Origin of the sequence: Bacillus ectoiniformans, from assembly GCF_016908875.1 — a bacterium.
GTDB lineage: Bacteria > Bacillota > Bacilli > Bacillales > Domibacillaceae > Bacillus_BX > Bacillus_BX ectoiniformans.
This window is the reverse complement of the sequence record NZ_JAFBES010000012.1, coordinates 72,523-92,308: the sequence shown is the minus strand read 5'-3', so window position 1 is coordinate 92,308 and position 19,786 is coordinate 72,523. Positions and strand designations below refer to the sequence as shown.

Here is a 19,786-nt window from a genome sequence, read left to right as displayed (position 1 = left end):
CTTTAAAGCCTCCCTATCTTTAAATGGCAAAAAACCCGTCAGGTTCAGGACAAAATGAGCTGTCAATTTCTGGTCATTATCAGGCGTCATTAACAATCAGGTGCAATTTAGAATGCATAGTAAGAACAAAAACGTTCCAAAATCATAGCAGCAAAATCTTCCTTAGGCTACTTATCATACAAAATTTCTGAAATGTTGGCGATACGCCCTCTATACTCCCCCTCACTCTCATACTCAAATCCCAACGAAAAGAATACATTCTTCTCGTCAAGATCCATCTGCTCACGCTCACGTTGGCTAATACGCCATTTTGGTTACCACGTACCTTTTTATAATTGGATTTCGCTCGGAAGTAGGCAAACATGCCGTACAATACAATCATGGCTAGGTACACGACTACAAATAACATAACCATTTCCTTCTTCTGATTTTGCTCGTCTACTCGTATATGTAGGATAAACAGACTTGCAGAAAGCAATATAAATAGAAAAGATAAAAAGGGTGATGGTACAAACCAACCTAGTAAACTGCTTAGAAAAAATGCGTAGCCTGTTGCAAAGCAAATGTCATATAGCAAGGCTCGAATGATTTGATGCTTAGTCATCTAGCTGTTCCTCCTTTATTTGAAAGACCTTTAGAACTTCATTCGGTGCAAATCGGATCGTCTGCGTAAATCTATAAAATGCTGATTGTAATGCAGTGCCCCTATGCCATGTAAAGAAATCGCATGAAAGGAATGCCCCTTTCTTTGCTCACTTGACCCCGATTGCGTATAGGAACGAATTAAGCCAGCTTTCCTCAGCTGATATTGCACCTTGTTTAAATAAAGAGCCGAAACGTCTCATTTCGTTCTGCAAGCTGCTCCGTTGTCAGCACGCGAAATTTACAGAGATCTAATAAGATGTGTATAATCTATATATAATCCATTCATCTTTTTTGCATAAAGGGTAACGCCACACTGAAGTAGCCAGCTGGTTTAACATTACCGATGCACAGCTGCGTTACTATATGTTTCCAAATAAAAGTTTTGGAAGACACAAAACCCCGAGAAATGCTACAAAACAATATTTCTTGGAATTTCCTTTGAATACTGTTGATCCAGCTTTTTATGCAAACATAGCTCCAATAAAACTTTTCGTGATTTTTCGGAAAACGATATAGAGGTGTAATCTGAATAAAACCTTTATATACAGATAATTTATTAACGCTGTAAACCTGCATCTTTTCCTATACTTAGGTACTATAGTTGATTAAAAAGATCTTCAACAATCGGGCGCTTTAATTGAATAAAAGAAGAACACATATTATACATGACTAATATGTGTTCTTCTTTATTTTTAAGGATTTCTATAATTTAGGTCTTGATAACATATGATATCCGCGTTTTGTCGGCTTGACCCCTTTTAGGGGTATGGTCACGAAAATGCGGATTTACTTGCGTTCTTACTTTAAGAATGAATGCAAAAAGTAGTATTATTAAATCAAAATAACAATTAACGATTTGCAAGGAGCTAATATGGCTAAAAAAAAGAAAAAAAGATATTTATCCCGAAAACAGAGCTGGATTTTACTTGTATTTCTAATACCTTTAATACTTAGTTCGCTAGTTTTATATTTTATTTTTGGTAATTTATTTGATGCTTTTGGAAAAATGCTCCAGTTACGAGGTAATCCATCTAGGACTGCCGATGCTATAGCTTCGTTATCGTATGTAGGCACAATTCTTTTAGCATTATATAGCATAATCACAACTGCTATTTTTAGCTATTTAGTGTGGAAGGTAAGTATAGGAAGTTTTCAAGTTTCAAAAGAGCTAAAAAGCTTGGAGGAAAATCGTGATAAAGAGGTCGTTCGTGAACAAGCCTTGATTGTATACTATGATTTACAACGTGGATTCTCTTATCTTCGTGATCTCTATATAAGTACAGTAAATAAAGGCATAAGCCCTAATCCTAAACGATTGTTCTTTAGCAACGAATGGATTAAAAATGTGGCGACATTACGAAACGGATTATCTAATGAGGATTTAAATATAGTTTATCAAATGTATAATGACTTTTTTACATTACAAAGCTTATTAGAAAATCCTCTAGACAATTCTACAGATCAGAATGATGAATTATCACGGGTTATAAAAGGGGTGAGTGAACGGTATTTTGCTGATTTTTTCCCGTCACCGGCTTTAGATCAGTATGCTACTTCTTCAGCAGACGACTTTTTGGAAATTAATTTTTATATTATTTTACAAAAAATCTATCTACTCACGTTTCCAGAAAATCAAGTTAAAAAACAGAAAACAGAAATGACATCTTTTGATGTAATGATTAATAATGTCCGTTTTTATTCTGTACGTAGCGGAGAACTATGGGATGGGGAAGGGATACTTTATACGGCAAATGACTATAAAAAGGCGGAAGGACACTTTACAAAGGGGTTATTTAGGACAGGTAAGGTATATGGTTATTTTGATAATGTTTCAAAACATTATTTGATTAAATATGAAACAACTGGACCAGAAAGAACGATTATAGAAGGAGAGTTAATCGATTCGCACGGTACAGAGCAGGAACGATATTATTTTAATGGAAAGTTTCAGAATGGTGTAATATTTACTGGTATTACAACCGAATTTCATTCTAATGGTTCCGTATCTTTCCGAGGAAATGTAAAAAATGGAATAAGAGAAGGCAGAGGCACTGCCTATATGGAAGATGGGAAAATATTATTTAAGGGATTATATGAACAAGGTGAACGTTCCCAAGGTACTCTATACAAAAAGGGGAAAGAACATTTTGTTGGAGAATTTAGAGATGGGCGCCCTTGGAATGGTAAAGTAACTAACTATGATTTTTATAGAGAAAAAGTAAAGAAATTCACGGGTAAGATTCGAGAAGGAAAACCTAATACTGGTACAGGAATTCGTTTTAAAAGGAATGAGTTTGGATTCGGTTTAGATGATATCATTCACCAAGAAAATTGGGAGCCAGACGATAGCATGTTGGAACAGTTGGAACAGCAGGAAGATTATTATCAAGAATGGATAAATGAAGAGACACGGAGAGAATATTCCGACTGGGAAGATTACATCAAAGTCGATTGGAAAGAAGGAGAAGCACTGGAACGAGAGGACATAGAAGAAAATCTAACAGTGTATTATAGTGAACATAATCGAAGAAAAAACAATTAAGATATCCATTAAAATAATTTCTTCTTGAACTAAAGGGTGCTAGAGTTAAATAGTGCAATCCATTTTAAACATCCTTTGGTCTTCAACAACCGGGCGCCATTCTTGAGGAATTGGCGCTTGTTTTGCATTTTAGGGCCATATTCTGGAACAAAACCTTTAAAGAAAATTGGATACTTATGTTGAATTATAGATATGATTATAGAGGATTGTACCTAAGCTATAGTTAATTTGATTAGTACGGAATTTAAAAAAAGTTTTTGGTTCCTCGAGTTTTTAAGGGAAAGGATTTAAAATTAACATTAAAGATTTTTAGAATTCTGTTGAAGGGAAAGCTATTATGGAGAATATTAAACTAGTTTTAGCTTCTGAAATCTATGAAGAAATTGAAGCAGAAATTACTTCAACTTCACGTGATTCAGAATCTTTAAAAAGGCTCTTGAGAAAAAAGTTTAATTTTTTGATGAAGAATGTACTTTTAAGAACAGAGGCAAATTATAAAATCGGTAACAAGAATTATGTTTTACGTACAGAAAGACATGTTGTTAAGGAATTTTTAAGAGCTTCGCTTGAAGAAACTTCAGAAATTGGAAAATGGTTTAATTTAAACTTGGATCTTTCAAGCACAGATCAAACACTTGAACTGTTTGATGTCGTTTCAATTATTTTAACAAGTGCTTTACATGAAGATAAGGTAGATGAAGTCACATTTGATGAATGGATAGCTACTATTAAAACCTCAATCGATTACAACAATGCTAAAAGTGTAATAGATGTAAAAAATAAATTAGATAAATTACGTGTTGCTGCAAAGCCACTAAATCATGAGATTAGTTTTGGGGATATTTATTGGAACGATGAGGAAGGCAATCGTGGCTATGGATTAAAAAATTCAAAAAACATTCTTAGTGATTTCGATAATTTAACTTTAAAGGAAATAGCTCAACAGGTGCATGTAGAAAGCGGGTATTACGAAATACTTCAATACTTAATATCAAAATTTGAAGAACAGGCTCATCAAAAATCTTATGAGACCATTTTATACTATGCAGAGATGAAGCGTGATTATGAATTTATTGAAGACATAGAAGGCAACTCTAAAATTAGTGATTTAGCGGATTTTACTTCAGATTATTCTCAGATGCATTTAAAGCTATATGAATATTTACTTAAGAACCCAGAAATTTGTGAAAAAATTGAGGCTGAAGCGAAAACTAGTGAATTATTGGAGTTTTTTAAATCCGAAAAGTAAGTTCATAGAAAATCGAATTTAAAGGAGATGAAAGGTATGTTTGGTAAACAAAATTTAAATGTAGAGTACAAAAATATTAAAGTAAAAGATGTAGCAACAAAGGTTGGATCTTTATTTGGACCTAAGGGAACTGAAATCGGTAAAAAGATTGATGATGCTACAAAAAAAATTACAATCAAAATCGAGAAATAGGAGCGTGTAAAATTATGGCAAATAATATTGAAGCATATTGTGAAAATTGTGGAGAAGAAACGCTTGGAGGGACACAGGGACAGGTACCGTGTCCCTGTGGTGCAGGAATATGTCTCGTTGACACGTGCGCTTCAGCAACAAAAACCATTTTCCACCTTCTGAAGAATAACTTCACTACTTAAAATAAGTTTCTGCACATATATAGGACTCTTTCAAGATCATGATTATGTAATACACCTAAGTGTCGTTTCAATTCAGAACCATGGACCGAAATAATTTTAGAAGTACGTGCGACTGAAGGTTTTAACAACCCAGCTTCTTTCCAATATTCAACAACAACATCAAATTGGTTCCGAGGCTGCTGACTAGTTACAGGAGCAATAATGACATCAAGGTCCAAAGCCATTTCATTGCCAACAAATAATAACAGGACGTTGTTTAGTTTGACGAGATCCTCTAAATACTACATCCGCCAACCAAACATCGCCCTGTTGCAATTTCACCTTATTGCTCATTATAGATGTCATCCTCTTCATTTTCCCACCAGTCAAAACTTTTACTTAGTAAAATGACATCATTAGCCATGTATTTTTCCTTAATTTTATCGAGCATCTGTTTTCTTTCTTTTTCACTTAACATTTCGATATCTTTAATGATTTTTTCTGAAATAGACACTTTTTGATGCCTCCTTCGTCATTATCCTACCCTTATTATACCCTATATTAATAGATGCATAAAATGGTGAGTGGAGATTTACTTGTTTTTGTAAAGCTCTGTTAGCTTTGGGCATGCTACACAAAAGCCGTCCTCATGTTTCACGAGCTAGAGTTTTTATCGTAAAGAGGGGGACACAGGCGCCATGTCTTTTGAACTTATGACCAATCGTACTTCAGCTTCAAAAGAAATGGTTATAAAAGTTTAGACATATAATACTCACTAACGAATTTTCCATTAATACATAGTGAATGTCTTTTCGTTCCCTTAATTTCAAGCCCTATTTTATGATATAGCTGCAATCCAGCCTCATTTCGTTTTACCACAGAAAGTTCCAATCGATGAATGTTCTGCTGTAGGCTCACTCTTCTAAATGTTTAAATAGGCTGGTGCCGATTATCCTCTGATTTTAAGATAACCAGCTATAATATGACCACCTAAACAACGCAAATCTCTAATATTCAACTGATTGATTCTTATCGTTTTGCTCAATGTCCGGATAATAAAGAGATTTCCGCAAGGTGACATCATGATGTTTTAAAGTTTCGCCTTTAAAACGCAACCATATTTCATCATCGGCCATGACACCATGAGTTTTACGAACAATCGCCCAACGGTTATAACTGTTTAAGCCGAGACCAGTAAGTAATTCATCCATATTGACCCTTGTCTTTGGAAACACACGCCACTTAAGCCATCTTTCCAGCTCATCTTTTGTTATATAGCCCTTCGGATTAGGAGAGAATTGTTTATTAAACCCCTTGATATAGTTAACAACATAGGGGCAGTCACTGCCGTCCGGTTTTAAATTTACACTAGCAATTACATTATCCATAAGCATCACATCAAACCTCATATAGTCGATCATTTTGACACCTCCTTTATCCAATAATTAGTCGTTGCAGCGAGGGCTCCACTAATTGTGAGAGCACTACATCTTTTGCTCTGCTTAAATCGTAGGGTGTGTTTTCTAACTTTTCAAGCAACCACGAACGGTTAATAAACGGCTCGTCACGGTATAAGGCCAATTGTTTCGTGAACGAGGAGCTGAAAGGCTTTGCTTTTACCTTTCTTTTCAAAATACTCATTGGCATTCCTAATGGGTAGTCATTTACATCTGATAATAGACTTAAGCCATGATCAAAAATCGGGGCCAGTTGCCAAGTCTCTGTTCCTGGATCAAATAGAAAAAGAATGTTATTGGTATGGCGGTCCTCATTTAAAATAAAGGCATCGAATGCCAACATTTGTGATATTTCTTTTGAAACATTTAGCCCGGTGAAATGAAATATTTTATCCATTATCGAGTGGAATTTATCCTCTGTTGAGTAGCGGGAACAGTTAAGTATGTCATCTGTCGTTTCGAAATTCGCTTCGAATAAACGCTCAAGCGTGACTTCCTGTAGAAAACCGCGAAAATCTTTAGAATAACATCCTTCGCTGACTGTTCCATCATGTCGCTCGATCAAACAGGGAACATAAGAAACAAAGGAATCCTTTGTCAATGTTGAGCTGTCTAAAATGAGGTAAGCCACATATTCCGCTATACTTTCGTAGCCTCTAGTATTTTCTTTAACCCATTTATCACCAACCAACCATTTCGATTGATCACCTTTACTTGAAGTGCTGACAATAACTTTAGCATCTTCTGGAATGATAATCCTTTCCATATTGTACACCTCCGTTCAGTAGTTTTAATATCTATGGATGTATGAATTGATCCTTTGACCGCTCACGTAATTTTAAAAATTTGAGGGGTTGCAATCGTAAGCATGACTTATTAAAAGCCATCCATTATTTATGAACATTTAGGTTAATTGTGACATTGATTTAGCGTTGTAAAATGTCCAGCCCGTTAGAGATTAGGATTCATTCCTATCCTTATTATATTAAACAAATTAGGCAAAGAAAGCTGTTTTTTATGAAATAACCGCTTTAACTTCTGCCCCATTCCTCTCCCATTGAAACGCGGGGACGGTTCTACTGTTTCATTTCTGTATGGGAAATGAAACGCAAGAACCGTCCCTTGTGTTTCTGCCCTGTGTTTCTGAACTTCCCCGATGATTCTACAGTTTTTAGAGTAGCATCACATTCACTGTCTTTACTGATTATCAACTAAAACAATAACGAACCAAAACAGCAGTAAACTTACAGCTAATAGACAATTTAATAAGGCTAAAATCCATTGTTTATTAATCAAACCCGTTAAAGCCCCAGTTGCTCCCATCCATACAGTGTAATGATAAACATCTTTCTCCATAGTTAAATGAAGTGCTAAAAATATAGTAGCGATAAGTGCGCAAATGATACTTATGAATGTTAAAATCCTGTTTTTCATAAAACTCCACCCTTTTATTTTTGCAAAGAGCAAATAAGAATATGTAAGTCTATATAAAGTTTAGCAAAACGATTGCTGAAAGGCCTGTTCTCAATGAATATTGTATGTGATAAACTAATTTTATCAAAATTTCCCAATAAAATCTTAAGTAAAAGAAGGTAACTGAATGGAGTTCTTTACTGAAAAATTATTATTTATAGCCTTGTTTATATTTATCATTCACTCAATAGAAACACTTGCATATGCGGTAAGGTTATCGGGGGCAAGAGTGAAAATGATCGCATCCGCTTTATCTCTCTTTAACATAATGGTCATCGTATCAAGACTAGCTAATATGATGCAACAGCCTTTTACGGGCAGTTTAATTGATACAGCTCCAAATGAAAATGGGCTAGGATTTGTAGAAACTCAATTTCGAATTCTTATTGGGGCATCAACGCTTGGAACTGTTTTAGGTATTATCTTGCTTCCTACTTTTATAGCACTGTTTTCAAGAGCTATCATTCATTTATCAGAGGAAAAAGGTTCTGTTCCTTCCCTAATGAAAAGGTTATTCTCATTGCGATATATCAAGCGAGGCATGACCCATTTTAGTCTGCCAAAGTTTTCATATTTGCAGGATACTATCGTTAAAGATATTCCAATAAAGCTATTTTGTGTAAATATGATAATAACTGCCATCTATACGATCGGTGTATTATCTGCGCTATATGCGGCCTTATTAGTACCTGAAAGAGCGTCAACAGCTATAATGGCATCTGGATTAATCAATGGAATAGCAACAATACTTTTGGTTATTTTCATTGATCCGAAAATATCTGTAATGGCTGATGATGTTGTGAATCAAAGAGGAAGTTATAACAGGCTAAAGAGTATGTCTTTAATGATGGTCACTTCAAGATTATTTGGTACAATGCTTGCCCAACTGTTACTAATATGGGGAGCAAAATATATAGCTTGGTTCACAGAGTTTATTGTGTGAACCGTTCCTGTTTGAGTCTTGAACAGTCCTAGTGATTCAGCAAAAAGCCAAACTTACATGTTTCAGTACCAATATTTTATCAAAATAAATTGTCACTCCTTTTCGATTTTAGTTCCCAGGAAAACCTATAAAAATACGCGAATTCATTTAACGTACTGGGGGACAGACGCCTTTTTTTATCGAGTAGGAGGCATAGTTATAAAGAAGTCATAATCTTTGATGTATAAGGGTTGTGGCTTTTTGTTTTTATGCTTATAAGTTTAGAAGCAGCCTAAATGTTTACAATGATGCAATGAGAAAAGATTACTTTCATAGGAATGATGATTATTAAGCAACAAAGGTTTTCAATAAAATTATGTTGATTTAAAATAAGGATTTATTGATATTCAATAAATAATGTAGTATGATATGGATAAAATAGGGAAAATGGGGTGCTTTATGAAACCAAGAAAGATTACTTTATTAAAGGTAGTTGTTTACATTATTGGAATGGTTATACTGTGTTTATGTCTCTTTGCCTTACCCTCACTTGCAAAGGAGTCGGCAAAAATGTATCCAGAGTTTTCCTACTTACAGTATCCAGTTCTAATCGGTTTGTATATGACAGCAGTGCCCTTTTATTATGCACTGTACCAAGCATTAAAACTATTAAGTTATATTGAAAACAAAAATGCCTTTTCAGAATTTGCGGTCAATACATTAGGGAGTATAAAACACTGTGCAAGTACTATTAGTGCCTTGTATGTATTAGGTATGATATTTCTTGTAACACAAAATGCTTTACATCCAAGTATTGCGATAGTTGGTCTGGTGATCGTATTAACCTCTATTGTTATTTTGCTTTTTACTGCTGTTCTTCAAGAGCTTTTAAAAAATGTATTAAAAATTAAATCAGAGAATGATTTGACTGTCTGAGGTGAAAACGTGGCTATTATAGTCAATATTGATGTTATGTTAGCAAAAAGAAAAATGAGTGTTACAGAATTATCGGAAAAGGTAGGTATTACGATGGCTAACCTTTCTATATTGAAAAATGGAAAGGCAAAGGCGGTTAGGTTTTCAACTTTAGAGGCATTATGTAGGGCTTTGGACTGTCAACCAGGTGATATTTTGGAGTATAGATGTGATTTGGAGACAAGAGAGTGAAGGTATAAACGTCGGTATATTGAAGCCGTTTAATAACACTAACTTTAAATTCAATGGTTTATCAAGTAGCATCATTCAAAAATGACAATGGGATGTGATTGGTATTGTCTGTATTTATAAATTCGATTAAATCAGAAGAGGAACTACGTGCAATAGTAGGTTCTCCAAGTGAATTAGTAAAAAATAAAGTGATTAACTATTTAGATCGCAATTGTATTGATTTTATTTCACAATCCCCATTCTTAGTAATGTCTACAACGGACGACCTTGGATATTGTGATGCTTCTCCAAGAGGAGATAAACCAGGTTTTGTACTAGTAATAAATGAAAAACAGCTAATTATACCAGAAAGACCAGGTAATAAAAGGATTGATTCATTAAGAAATATCTTGTTAAATCCAAGGGTAGGGCTTCTCTTTTTTATCCCCGGACTTGGTGAAACTCTTAGAGTTAATGGTACTGCAGCAATAGTAAAGGATGAGGGTTTACTAAAGAAAATGGCTGTAGGAGATAAAATACCACTTTTAGGTATCGGAATAGAAGTAGAAGAATGCTTTATTCATTGTGCAAAAGCTTTTAAACGTTCGGGACTATGGGAACCTAATACTTGGGCAGATAAAAAAGTATTACCTTCCGCTTCAAAAATGTTATTTGAACATGCTAAGCCATCTAACAGCAGTATAGAAATTATTCAAAAAAGACTGGAAGAAGGGTATACAAAAAGACTTTATTAAATTAGTTAAATTAATTGATTTAATAAGAGAGTTAAGAGGGTGTGATGTTATTGAAAAAACTTTATAAAAAGCGCAACTCCTGTTTTGTTTTAATATAAAATTTAATTGAAGTGCTGGTGGTATTATCAAAACTTACATTTATATGGTTAGACATGGAGAATCACCCAAGCCAGAAGAGGCTGAAAGAACAAGAGGGTTGACCGAAAAAGGAAAACTGGAGCCATTACTGCACCATGAGTTCCAATTGCAACCTTCCTTCCTTGATAGGTGGTTAATATCTCTTTCAAAACTGTTATAGCTCTATTTTGACAATCCGCATTAGACTCCGCTCCCATTAAAGCAAAGTTCGGATCGGAAAACGACTTTGTTAGCAAAGGGTATAGTGCCTTATCAGTTATTCGATAATCTTCATTAGAAAAAATTCTTTCTTTAAGATCTTCAAATACTAAAACTTCTTTTTCTAATGATGGGGTATTACGACAGTCAATATGATTTGCATTTTTTACTAAATACATCTAAACCTGATATTTATAAAATGGAGTTTAAAGGTCATGAATTGATTGGGGTTAAAAGATTGTGGAAATGTTAATGGTACAGTTTGTAGAGACTGGGATAAAACTAAAGGATATTTGAGGACGGAAACACATGGAAAATGAATATTTTAAAATATTTGATGAAGAGAGAAATGAAATAGGAGTTGCTTCTCGTAAAGATGTACATAGGTTTGGGTATTGGCATGAGACTTTTCATTGTTGGTTTGTGACCAAACATAAAGAAACTGATTATATCTATTTACAGCTCCGCAGCGATTCAAAAGAAGATTATCCGAGCCTCTTGGACATAACCGTTGCAGGTCATTTGGCGGCTGATGAAATGGTTCAGGACGGTGTTAGAGAGATAAAAGAAGAAGTGGGCATTGATGTTCCTTATAATGATTTAGAACAGTTAGGAATAATAGAGTATTGTGTAATAAGAGAAGACTTTATAGACAAAGAATTAGCACATGTCTTTCTGTATATAAGTGAGCATAGCCTTAATGACTTTATCGTTCAATCGGATGAAGTTTCAGGCATTGTTTTAGCGGAATTTAAAGATTTCAGCGAGCTATGGCAAGGGGAAAGGGAAACAATTAAAGTGAGCGGATTTAAGATAGATAAAGAAGGTAATAGAGATATGTATGTGGAGATGGTAGGAAAAGATAAATTCGTTCCCCATCAACTATCATTTTATAAAAAAGTCATCCAAAAAATAAAAGAACAAATTTAAATAGCTTTCCTATAAGTACGTGGGGACGGTCTTCCTTTTACATCACTGCACTAGGAATGCAACACAAGAACCGTCCCTGATGTTTCTAAGCATTTACTCAAAATCTTCTCTGTGCGGAGTAAGCGCAGTAAACAGTCCAATTAAATTAGGCGGAATACTTAACAACAAAAACATCCAGTTGCCGGTCACGATCGAGGTGATCGTAAAAACAATAATAGACACGGCAATGACGGTTAACCCAAATTTCACACGAGAAGGCTGCAAGGGAATTGGACTGGACATGTTAACGGACAAAATAGCGCCAATAATAGCCCAGCTTCCTAAGTGTGCCAAAAGTAGAATGCCTAAAACCATTGCGATGTTTAATTCAATTCCAAATACGACTAATGAAAAGAAGACATAAATCGCTCCTAATGTCACATACCAGGAATAGGCTTTCGCTTTTTGCCAAATATGGTCATATAACTCATCTAGCCCTCTGTTTTCTCTTGCTTTTTTCCTGCCGAACCACCAGCCAAGAATCCCGCAAATCATTCCTCCGTACAATCCAATCATGCCGCCAATAGAAACTTCCATCATTATATTCCTCCCTCTTCGAATATAAATACATCTTCAATTGTGCAGTCGAAAACCTTTGAAATGTTGTAGGCAAGCTCTAATGATGGATTGAATTTTCCTGATTCAATAGCAATGATTGACTGCCGTGAGACCCCGACTTGTTTAGATAACTCTTCCTGCGTAATTTTCTTCGATTTTCGCAGTTCACGAATTCTGTTTTTCATAAAGTCTCCTCTTTAAATGTTAAGTTAGCTTTACACTTATTAATAGGTAAAGTTTACTTTACATTTTTAAATTGTTGAAAGCGGGGAGGTTCTACGGTTTCATCTTTGCGTCGGGAATGCAGCATAAGAACCGTCCCCGATGGTTCACCCAATGTTTCAAAACATAATAAATACTCCCCTTTAAGCAAACAGATTATTTCATCTGTCTGCCTAAAGGGGAGCTTATTCTACCATTCTAAAACTTTATCTTCTTTTTTTTCGGCCTTGTTCTTTGATGTATTTCCGGGCATTTTTCATGCCGCCCATGCCGCTAAACATTTCGCTTATTTTTTCTTTCTCAATCATTTTGGAATTTAAGCCTTCATATTTACTTTCCTTTTTCAGCTTCCAGTAGCTTTCCAGCCTTTCAGCTGGCAGCCTGCCATCCTTTATGGCTTGTTGCACGGCACAGTTCGGTTCATTCTTGTGAGTGCAATCATTAAATCTACAGCTAGCAGCAAGTTCATCAATATCTGAAAAGGATTTTGATAAATCTGCGCGAATAACCCCAAGTTCTCTCATTCCAGGGGTATCAATGACCACTCCACGGTTTGGCAGGATAATCAGTTCTCGCCTTGTGGTCGTATGCCGGCCCTTATCATCATTTCTTATTCCGTTTGTATCTAATACCTCTTGGCCTAGAAGACAATTGATTAAGGTTGATTTTCCAACTCCAGAAGATCCGATGAACGCAATGGTCTTCCCGTTAGAGAGAAATCTATTTAAGGACTGATACCCTTCATCTGAAGTGCTGGTCGTCACGAGTACTTCTACACCTAGAGCAATGGCCGCCACTTCATTCAGCTTTGTCTCAAGATCTTTACATAGATCTGATTTCGTAAGGACAATAACAGGTATGGCACCACTGTCCCAAGCAATCGCAAGGTAACGCTCTAGTCTGCGCAGGTTGAAATCATTGTTCAGCGACATACAAATAAAAACGGTATCAATGTTGGCAGCTACCACTTGAATATCTTCCTTAGAGCCTGCTGATTTACGGACAAACACACTGCGCCGGGCAAGTGTGCAGTGAATAATTCCGTTTCCTTGTGAGTCATCGGTTCTGTCCACCATAACAAAATCTCCGACAGCGGGATATTCAGAAAAATCTTTCACACGATAATGAAATTTACCTGACACCTCAGCTGTCATTTCTCCGTTTTCAGTCATTACTTTATATAGATTTTTGTATTGTGATGTAACTCGACCAATAAATAGATCTTTGTACGATTTAGCCTCCTGAATAAATTCTTCAGTTAACCCTAAATTATTCATATCAATAGTATTCAATTTCATTTCCTCCTAAAGTTCAGATCATAACCTTTGGGAGGCTTCATGCAATCATTTATTTTGCACATACCTCCCCAATTGTTACAATCTCAGCGCGTTGATTTCTTATCATAAAAAATCTCTCCTTTCCGTCAAATAGTAGTTTAAATATAACATATCAGTGATCATTTTACTGCAAATGGAGAAGAACGTTACGAAGAAAAGGGACAGGAAAGAGTACGTTTTAATTAGAATTATTTGGATAAAAACGGTAAGATAAAAGTGAATAATAGGGGAGGGGTTAGATGTTTTTTAAGCACGATGATAAGATCAACAAAAAAGCTGTGAATATGGCTTACTTTATCACCTTTGTATTTTGGGGAATCGTGCTGCTTGTAAATAGTGTATTTGAACAGTTCTTCGATAAGCAGTTGATCTCTAGCTCATTTACTATATTAATAATGGGGCTGTCTATTTTCTTTATAACTGAATTTATTGTGTCTAGACTAAAAAAATCTTAGGTTAAGCAGGCGGGTGCAAATATAAATAATTAAAGGGGTGCTAGCTATGTCCCATGAAAAGAAGCTGAAGGTTGGTCTCCTAATCATCGCAATTGCTCATATCTTTTCTCTAGCTTTTCTAGAGCCTGATTATATTATGAATTCATTCTTTTTCTTTCTTTCCTTATTCCATTTTATTAGTGCGGGCTATAAATTAAAAAGTAACAACAAAGTTGAGTTTTTCGGTAATATTAGTTTAGGAGTAATATTGTTCGGATTCTTTTGGATTAGGCTTAATTAAACACCTATTGAAAGGGGATGGTTTTATTTCTATGCTGGGCATGCAACACAAGAACCGTCCCCAGTGTTTCACCCTATGTTTCAGAAAATGGAGGCTGCAGGAATGACATATATTTGGTTATTGGTTGGTTTTGTTCTTTTAATTAAAGGGGCTGACTTTTTTGTGAGCGGGTCTTCGAGTATTGCGCGTGCACTTAGGGTTTCCCCATTGTTAATCGGTCTGACGATTGTAGCATTTGGAACGAGCTCGCCTGAAGCGACGGTGAGTATTCTCGCCGCACTAGATGGCAGTGCAGGCGTAGCTATCGGGAATGTCGTTGGAAGTAACATCTTTAATATTACATTGGTTGTTGGAATAACGGCGATGATTGCGCCATTGATGGTTGAAAGTGAAACGATTCGCAAGGAGATTCCGTTTACTCTGCTTGGCAGTGTCGTGCTTTTTGTTTTAATTAGCGATATACAGCTGCAAGGCGCTGACGGCAACTTCATAACTAGAGGCGATGGGTTTATATTGCTTCTTTTCTTTGCGATATTTCTGTATTACATATTTGAAGTAGCTCGGCACGGACGGAAAAAAGAAGAGGAGGAAGCGCCGGCAGAAATTGCATGGGGAAAGAATATTCTTTTTACGCTTCTAGGTCTAGGAGGGATCATTTGGGGCGGCGACTTGGTTGTCGGAAGCGCGACTGAAATTGCTTTCTCATTCGGGATGAGCGAAACGCTAGTTGGGTTAACCATTGTAGCTGTTGGTACCTCGCTTCCAGAATTAATTACATCTATAACCGCCGCAGTTAAGAAAGAAAGTGAAATTGCGCTTGGAAACATAGTCGGAAGCAATATTTTTAATATCTTTTTTGTATTAGGCACTGCTTCAGTCATTTCGCCATTAGCGGTGGATCCTAAAATTTTTACAGATGCTCTTCTCATGATTGTATTAACAGTCACCTTATTATTATTCTCAAGAACAAAGTTCAAGGTAGACAGAGTGGAAGGAATCATTTTAGCCATCGCGTATATTGGCTATATGGTGTATATCATTATTAGGAATTAATCAGTTGAAACATGGGGACGGTTCTATCGTTTCATTCTGTCGGCGGGGATGAAACACAAGAACCGTCCCCAGCGTTTCATTTGCAAAACGTAATCATTTCGTTTAATATAAGTTTATAATCTAATTATGAGGTGATGAAATGAAACCGGAAGTACATCCGAGATATGGGAAAGTCGTGTTCATGGACGTGAACAGCGGGTATAAATTTTTGACTGGCTCAACGAAGTCATCTAATGAAACGATCGAATGGGAAGATGGCAACACCTATCCGTTAATTAAGGTGGAGGTAAGTTCAGACACACATCCGTTCTATACTGGAAAACAGAAGTTTGCTGACAAAGGCGGCCGTGTGGATCGCTTTATGCAGAAGTATAATATGAAAGAAAAGAAATAAAGAGCAAATAAAACCCTTGGCGATAGATGATCGGTCAAGGGTTTTTACTTTTGTATAAGAAAGGAAGAGCTATTGCTTTCTCTTTCTAAGCTAGAACTAAGAAGTACTGTGTATTCGTTTGAATGACATGGTGGTTGGCTTGTGCGTGTTCAGTGTAATCAATCCATTGATATCTTCTCATCTTGTTTTCAAGTCTATTGTTGATTTCGTCTTCGATTTCATGCATTAGGTTTACGATCTCTTGTAATGTCATATCAAAACGATGGGCTGCCTGTAAATGGGGCAGATGTTTTTTAAGAAGCATTAAAAACTGCTCTTTGGTTTCTGCTTGCTGAGCTAGTTTGTCTTCAATGCCTACAATAAATTGATAAAGCTCTCTTTTCTTTGTTGGCAGATTATCGACTATGTTCTTCTCAAATACTTCCATCATTTTCTCATTCATTCCTAACGACCATCTTTCTTTTAGTAATCATTTCCCTCTTAATTATTGAACGATAATTCTTCAATTTTTATTACCAGCTGGATTTTTTTACGCCAGGAATCTGACCTTTATGAGCGAATTCGCGGAATGCAATACGGGACATTTTAAACTTTCTCAGGTAGCCTCTAGGTCTGCCAGTTACTTGACAGCGATTATGAAGCCGGGAAGGGGCTGAATCCCGAGGGAGCTTACTTAAGGCCGCATAATCACCTTTTTCTTTTAGTTCTTTTCGTAACTCTGCATACTTTTCCACCATCTTTTGTCTTTTTAATTCTTTTGCCACTTTTGATTTTTTAGCCATATCAAGGGCCTCCTTTATTAATAATTAGTAATGATTACGATTTATAAAAAATTTTTCTTGAAAAATTAAACCTATTCACTTTCCTTGTAAGTAAACGATAACACTATATTAATCGAAATTATTACGATTTGCAAACGGTAAAACCTGATTCAAACAGATCTTACTGGCTCAAAGTTTTATTACCGAAAATTTCTATTATATAGACGAGCTGTCGAAGAGGGGCTGAACTTTACTTTATAGATCCCATTTAGCTCTTTTATTGTTTTCTTCGTTAATTTCTCTCCTTGAATGTTATGGGCATCCTCCAATCCTATCCCATTTGGCAGCAAACAATCTTCATTCCAATCGATCCAGTCTCCATAAGTTCTTGCCCAATCGACCCAATCAGCTTTCAGTAAAGCTGAAATCGGTATAGCTTCAACATCAATGTTACACCCTCAGTGATTGCACCAGAACGGGTCAGCTCCGATATCACCTTCTGCCTTTAATACATACGGTTCTTTATCTAGACAACAGCATTGCACCTCGTATCTCGCTCCTTTGTTTAAAATCATAAATGCCTTGTTTCTGTTGATTATAAGACATGCCAAATGATCATTCTACATTTTATAAGTCGTTGTTCCACTTGCTGTATTTCGATTTGTTAGCTAAAGTGTAAGTAAGAATATGGTAAAGTGTGAGAGTTGTACTTTTATACAATGAGACCATAGGGACAGTTCTTCGTTATATTTCAGTACCTAGAGCGAACAACGAGAACCGTCCTCATGTTTAAGGAGGAACCGAGATGACCAATAAGGAACTGTCACTTGAACAGCGTGAAGAATTATTTAACATACTGAAAGACCGTTTTGAGAAGAACATGAACCGACACGAAGGAATCGAGTGGGCTAAAGTCCAAGCAAAGCTAGAAGCTAATCTTGAAAAACTGTGGTCACTCAATGAAATGGAGCAAACTGGCGGCGAGCCGGATGTCGTTGGTCATGATGAGGAGACAAATGAATACATCTTTTATGACTGTTCACCGGAAAGTCCTAAAGGTCGCAGAAGTGTCTGTTATGACCGAGAAGCGCTGGAGTCTAGGAAAAAACATAAACCAGAAAATAATGTGATTGATATGGCTGCTGCGATGGGAATTGAGCTGTTAACGGAAGAGCAATACCGGGAGCTACAGAAACTTGGAAATTTCGATGCGAAAACATCAAGCTGGGTGAAAACACCGGCTAATATTAGAGAACTTGGCGGAGCCATTTTTTGTGATCGTCGCTACGACACTGTTTTTGTATACCACAATGGAGCAGATTCCTACTATGCTGCCAGAGGATTCCGTGGATGGCTAAGTGTTTAAATGTTACAGAGAGTAAATTGAATTTCAGTACTAGGATGTAAACTATCTTTGTGCTCCAAGAAAGCAGGAGGAATATTATGTACACATATGAATCGTTCGGAACATTTACTTTGTTAAGGCCAATTTTCGTTTCGTTTTTAATCTTGTTATTGGTCTTACTTGTTATCATAATTCTTCCGAGAGCTAATAGTAAAGTTATCAACGGTTTTACTGTTACTTGTATATCAATTCTATCTATATTTGTCTCAGCCCAAGTTCTTTTTTATAGCGGCATCATAGTAGATGAAATGAATTTAGGAGGAGACGCGGTTTCAACTGCTCTGTTTTTGATAATTGCGGCTATCAGTATACTAAATCCTATTATTTATTTTAGAGGGTATAGAAAAGAAAACAAGAGATCACCTCAGTTATAGGGGGATGAATATGAAATTGACAGAGTTAAGCAATATGAGATTAAAGCAAGTTGCTGTAACAAATGGGCTTATGTTAACAGCTACTATACTTTTTGAGCCAGATCAAACAGCCAGTAGCGAAACTGGCTGTTTTTTTAAGGCATCTAATTTACAGGAGGCCGAATCATGATGTACATAAAGGAATTCTCGTTTCCTGATCAGGAGCAGGAGTTTGATTTTTTAATCGATGTGAAGAGGACCTGTTACGATTCGTTTTATCCGTTTAAGGTTTTATCTAGTAAAGGATTTATGGAAATGGTTTTTGAGCCAGTGACGATTTTATACGGCGGTAATGGTTCGGGAAAAACAACAGCTTTAAATGTTATCGCAGAAAAGCTTGAGCTCAGCCGAGAATCGCGATTCAATCAATCGAGCTTCTATCCTGATTATGTTCAAATGTGTCATGTGCAGCAGGCGGCAGAGATCCCAGAGCAGAGTAGAATCATTACGAGTGATGATGTGTTTGATTATATGCTAGATATCCGTACACTCAATGAAGGAATTGATCAAAAGCGAGAGGAATTATTTACAGAATATGTAGAGGCGAAATATTCTTCTTTTCAGATGAAGTCCATGGCCGATTATGAACAGCTGAAAAAAGTAAATGCTGCTAGAAGCAAGTCGCAGTCCCGGTTTGTGAGACAGGAGCTGATGGATAATGTAAGGGAATGGTCAAATGGGGAAAGTGCCTTCAAGTACTTTACTGAGAAAATAGTGGACAATGGACTCTATTTATTAGATGAGCCAGAGAATAGCCTGTCACCGAAACGCCAGATGGAACTGGTGCAGTTTATTGAAGACTCTGCCCGTTTTTTCGGCTGCCAGTTTGTGATCGCGACGCATTCGCCCTTCCTGCTATCAATGCGTGGGGCGAAAATCTATGACCTAGATGCATCACCGGCTGCGGTGAAGAAATGGACGGAGCTTGAGAATGTGCGGGCATACTATGATTTCTTTAAGCAGCATGATGATCAGTTTAAAAAAAACGCTTATAACTTTTCACCCAAATAAGCCTCTGGTCACAATAAAAAAGGCGCTCGACCTAAGAGCGCCTTTTTACT

Annotated in this window: 25 protein-coding genes and 3 pseudogenes; 17 read left to right on the top strand and 11 right to left on the bottom strand. The window is 36.3% G+C overall.

Annotation, left to right across the window (positions count from 1 at the left end):
* Positions 1–1,516 precede the first annotated feature (1,516 nt).
* The 3 genes from JOC78_RS14295 to JOC78_RS14285 all read left to right on the top strand — a co-directional run bounded on the left by JOC78_RS14295 (position 1,517) and on the right by JOC78_RS14285 (position 4,628).
* The gene (locus JOC78_RS14295; protein ID WP_204557063.1) at positions 1,517–3,187 is read left to right on the top strand and encodes a hypothetical protein; all 1,671 of its coding nucleotides are present in this window, start codon (positions 1,517–1,519) and stop codon (positions 3,185–3,187) included.
* Positions 3,188–3,524: 337 nt separating this feature from the next.
* Entirely contained in the window at positions 3,525–4,436 is a 912-nt protein-coding gene (locus tag JOC78_RS14290; protein WP_204557062.1) for a hypothetical protein, read from the top strand.
* Between the two features lie 36 nt (positions 4,437–4,472).
* The gene (locus JOC78_RS14285) at positions 4,473–4,628 is read left to right on the top strand and encodes a hypothetical protein (protein ID WP_204557061.1); all 156 of its coding nucleotides are present in this window, start codon (positions 4,473–4,475) and stop codon (positions 4,626–4,628) included.
* A gap of 178 nt (positions 4,629–4,806) precedes the next feature.
* On the opposite strand, the gene JOC78_RS14280 is transcribed toward JOC78_RS14285, so the two are convergent.
* The 5 genes from JOC78_RS14280 to JOC78_RS14260 form a co-directional block, all read right to left on the bottom strand.
* Complete coding sequence (locus JOC78_RS14280; RefSeq protein ID WP_239587186.1) at positions 4,807–5,034, bottom strand: type II toxin-antitoxin system PemK/MazF family toxin; 228 nt, start codon at positions 5,032–5,034, stop codon at positions 4,807–4,809.
* A gap of 98 nt (positions 5,035–5,132) precedes the next feature.
* Positions 5,133–5,303, bottom strand: a complete 171-nt coding sequence (locus JOC78_RS14275; protein WP_204557059.1) for a hypothetical protein — start codon at positions 5,301–5,303, stop codon at positions 5,133–5,135.
* A 493-nt stretch (positions 5,304–5,796) separates the two neighbouring features.
* The gene (locus tag JOC78_RS14270; RefSeq protein ID WP_204557057.1) at positions 5,797–6,210 is read right to left on the bottom strand and encodes a hypothetical protein; all 414 of its coding nucleotides are present in this window, start codon (positions 6,208–6,210) and stop codon (positions 5,797–5,799) included.
* A 13-nt stretch (positions 6,211–6,223) separates the two neighbouring features.
* A complete protein-coding gene (locus tag JOC78_RS14265; RefSeq protein WP_204557055.1) occupies positions 6,224–7,012 on the bottom strand; it encodes a HipA domain-containing protein in 789 nt (262 codons plus the stop codon).
* Positions 7,013–7,443: 431 nt separating this feature from the next.
* Positions 7,444–7,680, bottom strand: coding sequence for a hypothetical protein (locus JOC78_RS14260; protein ID WP_204557053.1), 237 nt, complete (start codon positions 7,678–7,680; stop codon positions 7,444–7,446).
* 166 nt (positions 7,681–7,846) lie between these two features.
* On the opposite strand from JOC78_RS14260, the gene JOC78_RS14255 reads away from it, so the two are divergent.
* The 5 genes and pseudogenes from JOC78_RS14255 to JOC78_RS17525 form a co-directional block, all read left to right on the top strand.
* Positions 7,847–8,662 carry a lipid II flippase Amj family protein gene (locus tag JOC78_RS14255; RefSeq protein WP_204557051.1) on the top strand — a complete coding sequence of 272 codons (816 nt, stop codon included), beginning with the start codon at positions 7,847–7,849 and terminating at the stop codon, positions 8,660–8,662.
* A gap of 438 nt (positions 8,663–9,100) precedes the next feature.
* Positions 9,101–9,577 (top strand): DUF2975 domain-containing protein, encoded by a 477-nt coding sequence (locus tag JOC78_RS14250; protein WP_204557049.1) that lies wholly within the window; start codon positions 9,101–9,103, stop codon positions 9,575–9,577.
* A gap of 9 nt (positions 9,578–9,586) precedes the next feature.
* Complete coding sequence (locus tag JOC78_RS14245; protein WP_204557047.1) at positions 9,587–9,808, top strand: helix-turn-helix domain-containing protein; 222 nt, start codon at positions 9,587–9,589, stop codon at positions 9,806–9,808.
* 104 nt (positions 9,809–9,912) lie between these two features.
* Positions 9,913–10,542: a pyridoxamine 5'-phosphate oxidase family protein gene (locus JOC78_RS14240; RefSeq protein WP_239587185.1), complete on the top strand. Its 630-nt coding sequence runs from the start codon at positions 9,913–9,915 to the stop codon at positions 10,540–10,542.
* Between the two features lie 124 nt (positions 10,543–10,666).
* Positions 10,667–10,762, top strand: a pseudogene (locus JOC78_RS17525) (histidine phosphatase family protein); the annotation flags it as partial.
* A 1-nt stretch (position 10,763) separates the two neighbouring features.
* Here the strand turns inward: JOC78_RS17525 and JOC78_RS17520 are convergent.
* Positions 10,764–11,000: pseudogene (locus JOC78_RS17520) on the bottom strand (histidine phosphatase family protein); the annotation flags it as partial.
* On the opposite strand from JOC78_RS17520, the pseudogene JOC78_RS17515 reads away from it, so the two are divergent.
* Positions 10,994–11,131 (top strand): annotated as a pseudogene (locus JOC78_RS17515) (histidine phosphatase family protein); the annotation flags it as partial. The pseudogenes JOC78_RS17520 and JOC78_RS17515 sit on opposite strands and share 7 nt — an antisense overlap.
* Positions 11,132–11,187: 56 nt before the next feature.
* Entirely contained in the window at positions 11,188–11,808 is a 621-nt protein-coding gene (locus JOC78_RS14230) for an NUDIX hydrolase (RefSeq protein WP_204557041.1), read from the top strand.
* Positions 11,809–11,901: 93 nt separating this feature from the next.
* Here JOC78_RS14230 and JOC78_RS14225 read toward each other — a convergent pair whose 3' ends face one another.
* From JOC78_RS14225 to rsgA, 3 genes are all read right to left on the bottom strand, one after another.
* A complete protein-coding gene (locus JOC78_RS14225; RefSeq protein WP_239587184.1) occupies positions 11,902–12,387 on the bottom strand; it encodes a hypothetical protein in 486 nt (161 codons plus the stop codon).
* Positions 12,387–12,590 (bottom strand): helix-turn-helix transcriptional regulator, encoded by a 204-nt coding sequence (locus JOC78_RS14220; RefSeq protein WP_204557039.1) that lies wholly within the window; start codon positions 12,588–12,590, stop codon positions 12,387–12,389. The genes JOC78_RS14225 and JOC78_RS14220 overlap by 1 nt, the downstream gene beginning before the upstream one ends.
* Before the next feature lie 243 nt (positions 12,591–12,833).
* A complete protein-coding gene (gene rsgA, locus JOC78_RS14215; RefSeq protein ID WP_239587183.1) occupies positions 12,834–13,925 on the bottom strand; it encodes a ribosome small subunit-dependent GTPase A in 1,092 nt (363 codons plus the stop codon).
* A 278-nt stretch (positions 13,926–14,203) separates the two neighbouring features.
* Between rsgA and JOC78_RS14210 the strand changes: the two genes are divergently transcribed.
* The 3 genes from JOC78_RS14210 (at position 14,204) to JOC78_RS14200 (ending at position 16,146) form a co-directional block, all read left to right on the top strand.
* Positions 14,204–14,419, top strand: coding sequence for a hypothetical protein (locus JOC78_RS14210; RefSeq protein ID WP_204557028.1), 216 nt, complete (start codon positions 14,204–14,206; stop codon positions 14,417–14,419).
* Positions 14,420–14,801: 382 nt separating this feature from the next.
* A complete protein-coding gene (locus JOC78_RS14205; protein ID WP_204557026.1) occupies positions 14,802–15,752 on the top strand; it encodes a calcium/sodium antiporter in 951 nt (316 codons plus the stop codon).
* Positions 15,753–15,891: 139 nt separating this feature from the next.
* Complete coding sequence (locus JOC78_RS14200) at positions 15,892–16,146, top strand: type B 50S ribosomal protein L31 (protein ID WP_204557022.1); 255 nt, start codon at positions 15,892–15,894, stop codon at positions 16,144–16,146.
* 85 nt (positions 16,147–16,231) lie between these two features.
* Here the strand turns inward: JOC78_RS14200 and JOC78_RS14195 are convergent, their stop codons facing one another.
* Together JOC78_RS14195 and rpsN are read right to left on the bottom strand one after the other, a co-directional pair.
* Complete coding sequence (locus JOC78_RS14195; RefSeq protein WP_204557019.1) at positions 16,232–16,588, bottom strand: hypothetical protein; 357 nt, start codon at positions 16,586–16,588, stop codon at positions 16,232–16,234.
* 70 nt (positions 16,589–16,658) lie between these two features.
* Complete coding sequence (rpsN, locus tag JOC78_RS14190; protein ID WP_204557017.1) at positions 16,659–16,928, bottom strand: 30S ribosomal protein S14; 270 nt, start codon at positions 16,926–16,928, stop codon at positions 16,659–16,661.
* A 784-nt stretch (positions 16,929–17,712) separates the two neighbouring features.
* Between rpsN and JOC78_RS14185 the strand changes: the two genes are divergently transcribed.
* The 4 genes from JOC78_RS14185 (at position 17,713) to JOC78_RS14175 (ending at position 19,736) form a co-directional block, all read left to right on the top strand.
* Positions 17,713–18,273, top strand: coding sequence for a DUF4256 domain-containing protein (locus JOC78_RS14185; protein ID WP_204557009.1), 561 nt, complete (start codon positions 17,713–17,715; stop codon positions 18,271–18,273).
* Positions 18,274–18,350: 77 nt separating this feature from the next.
* On the top strand, positions 18,351–18,686 hold the full coding sequence (locus JOC78_RS17755) for a hypothetical protein (protein ID WP_338023212.1): 336 nt from the start codon (positions 18,351–18,353) through the stop codon (positions 18,684–18,686).
* 10 nt (positions 18,687–18,696) lie between these two features.
* The gene (locus JOC78_RS14180) at positions 18,697–18,855 is read left to right on the top strand and encodes a hypothetical protein (RefSeq protein ID WP_204557007.1); all 159 of its coding nucleotides are present in this window, start codon (positions 18,697–18,699) and stop codon (positions 18,853–18,855) included.
* Positions 18,852–19,736 carry an AAA family ATPase gene (locus tag JOC78_RS14175; RefSeq protein WP_204557005.1) on the top strand — a complete coding sequence of 295 codons (885 nt, stop codon included), beginning with the start codon at positions 18,852–18,854 and terminating at the stop codon, positions 19,734–19,736. The genes JOC78_RS14180 and JOC78_RS14175 overlap by 4 nt, the downstream gene beginning before the upstream one ends.
* The last annotated feature ends 50 nt before the right edge of the window (positions 19,737–19,786 follow it).

Bases quoted from the DNA above. Each gene is read 5' to 3' on its own strand.
- JOC78_RS14295 (WP_204557063.1), top strand. From the start codon at position 1,517: ATGGCTAAAAAAAAGAAAAAAAGATATTTATCCCGAAAACAGAGCTGG.
- JOC78_RS14290 (WP_204557062.1), top strand. From the start codon at position 3,525: ATGGAGAATATTAAACTAGTTTTAGCTTCTGAAATCTATGAAGAAATT.
- JOC78_RS14285 (WP_204557061.1), top strand. From the start codon at position 4,473: ATGTTTGGTAAACAAAATTTAAATGTAGAGTACAAAAATATTAAAGTA.
- JOC78_RS14280 (WP_239587186.1), bottom strand. From the start codon at position 5,034: ATGGCTTTGGACCTTGATGTCATTATTGCTCCTGTAACTAGTCAGCAG.
- JOC78_RS14270 (WP_204557057.1), bottom strand. From the start codon at position 6,210: ATGATCGACTATATGAGGTTTGATGTGATGCTTATGGATAATGTAATT.
- JOC78_RS14265 (WP_204557055.1), bottom strand. From the start codon at position 7,012: ATGGAAAGGATTATCATTCCAGAAGATGCTAAAGTTATTGTCAGCACT.
- JOC78_RS14260 (WP_204557053.1), bottom strand. From the start codon at position 7,680: ATGAAAAACAGGATTTTAACATTCATAAGTATCATTTGCGCACTTATC.
- JOC78_RS14255 (WP_204557051.1), top strand. From the start codon at position 7,847: ATGGAGTTCTTTACTGAAAAATTATTATTTATAGCCTTGTTTATATTT.
- JOC78_RS14250 (WP_204557049.1), top strand. From the start codon at position 9,101: ATGAAACCAAGAAAGATTACTTTATTAAAGGTAGTTGTTTACATTATT.
- JOC78_RS14230 (WP_204557041.1), top strand. From the start codon at position 11,188: ATGGAAAATGAATATTTTAAAATATTTGATGAAGAGAGAAATGAAATA.
- JOC78_RS14225 (WP_239587184.1), bottom strand. From the start codon at position 12,387: ATGATGGAAGTTTCTATTGGCGGCATGATTGGATTGTACGGAGGAATG.
- JOC78_RS14220 (WP_204557039.1), bottom strand. From the start codon at position 12,590: ATGAAAAACAGAATTCGTGAACTGCGAAAATCGAAGAAAATTACGCAG.
- rsgA (WP_239587183.1), bottom strand. From the start codon at position 13,925: ATGAAATTGAATACTATTGATATGAATAATTTAGGGTTAACTGAAGAA.
- JOC78_RS14210 (WP_204557028.1), top strand. From the start codon at position 14,204: ATGTTTTTTAAGCACGATGATAAGATCAACAAAAAAGCTGTGAATATG.
- JOC78_RS14205 (WP_204557026.1), top strand. From the start codon at position 14,802: ATGACATATATTTGGTTATTGGTTGGTTTTGTTCTTTTAATTAAAGGG.
- JOC78_RS14200 (WP_204557022.1), top strand. From the start codon at position 15,892: ATGAAACCGGAAGTACATCCGAGATATGGGAAAGTCGTGTTCATGGAC.
- JOC78_RS14195 (WP_204557019.1), bottom strand. From the start codon at position 16,588: ATGAATGAGAAAATGATGGAAGTATTTGAGAAGAACATAGTCGATAAT.
- rpsN (WP_204557017.1), bottom strand. From the start codon at position 16,928: ATGGCTAAAAAATCAAAAGTGGCAAAAGAATTAAAAAGACAAAAGATG.
- JOC78_RS14185 (WP_204557009.1), top strand. From the start codon at position 17,713: ATGACCAATAAGGAACTGTCACTTGAACAGCGTGAAGAATTATTTAAC.
- JOC78_RS17755 (WP_338023212.1), top strand. From the start codon at position 18,351: ATGTACACATATGAATCGTTCGGAACATTTACTTTGTTAAGGCCAATT.
- JOC78_RS14180 (WP_204557007.1), top strand. From the start codon at position 18,697: ATGAAATTGACAGAGTTAAGCAATATGAGATTAAAGCAAGTTGCTGTA.
- JOC78_RS14175 (WP_204557005.1), top strand. From the start codon at position 18,852: ATGATGTACATAAAGGAATTCTCGTTTCCTGATCAGGAGCAGGAGTTT.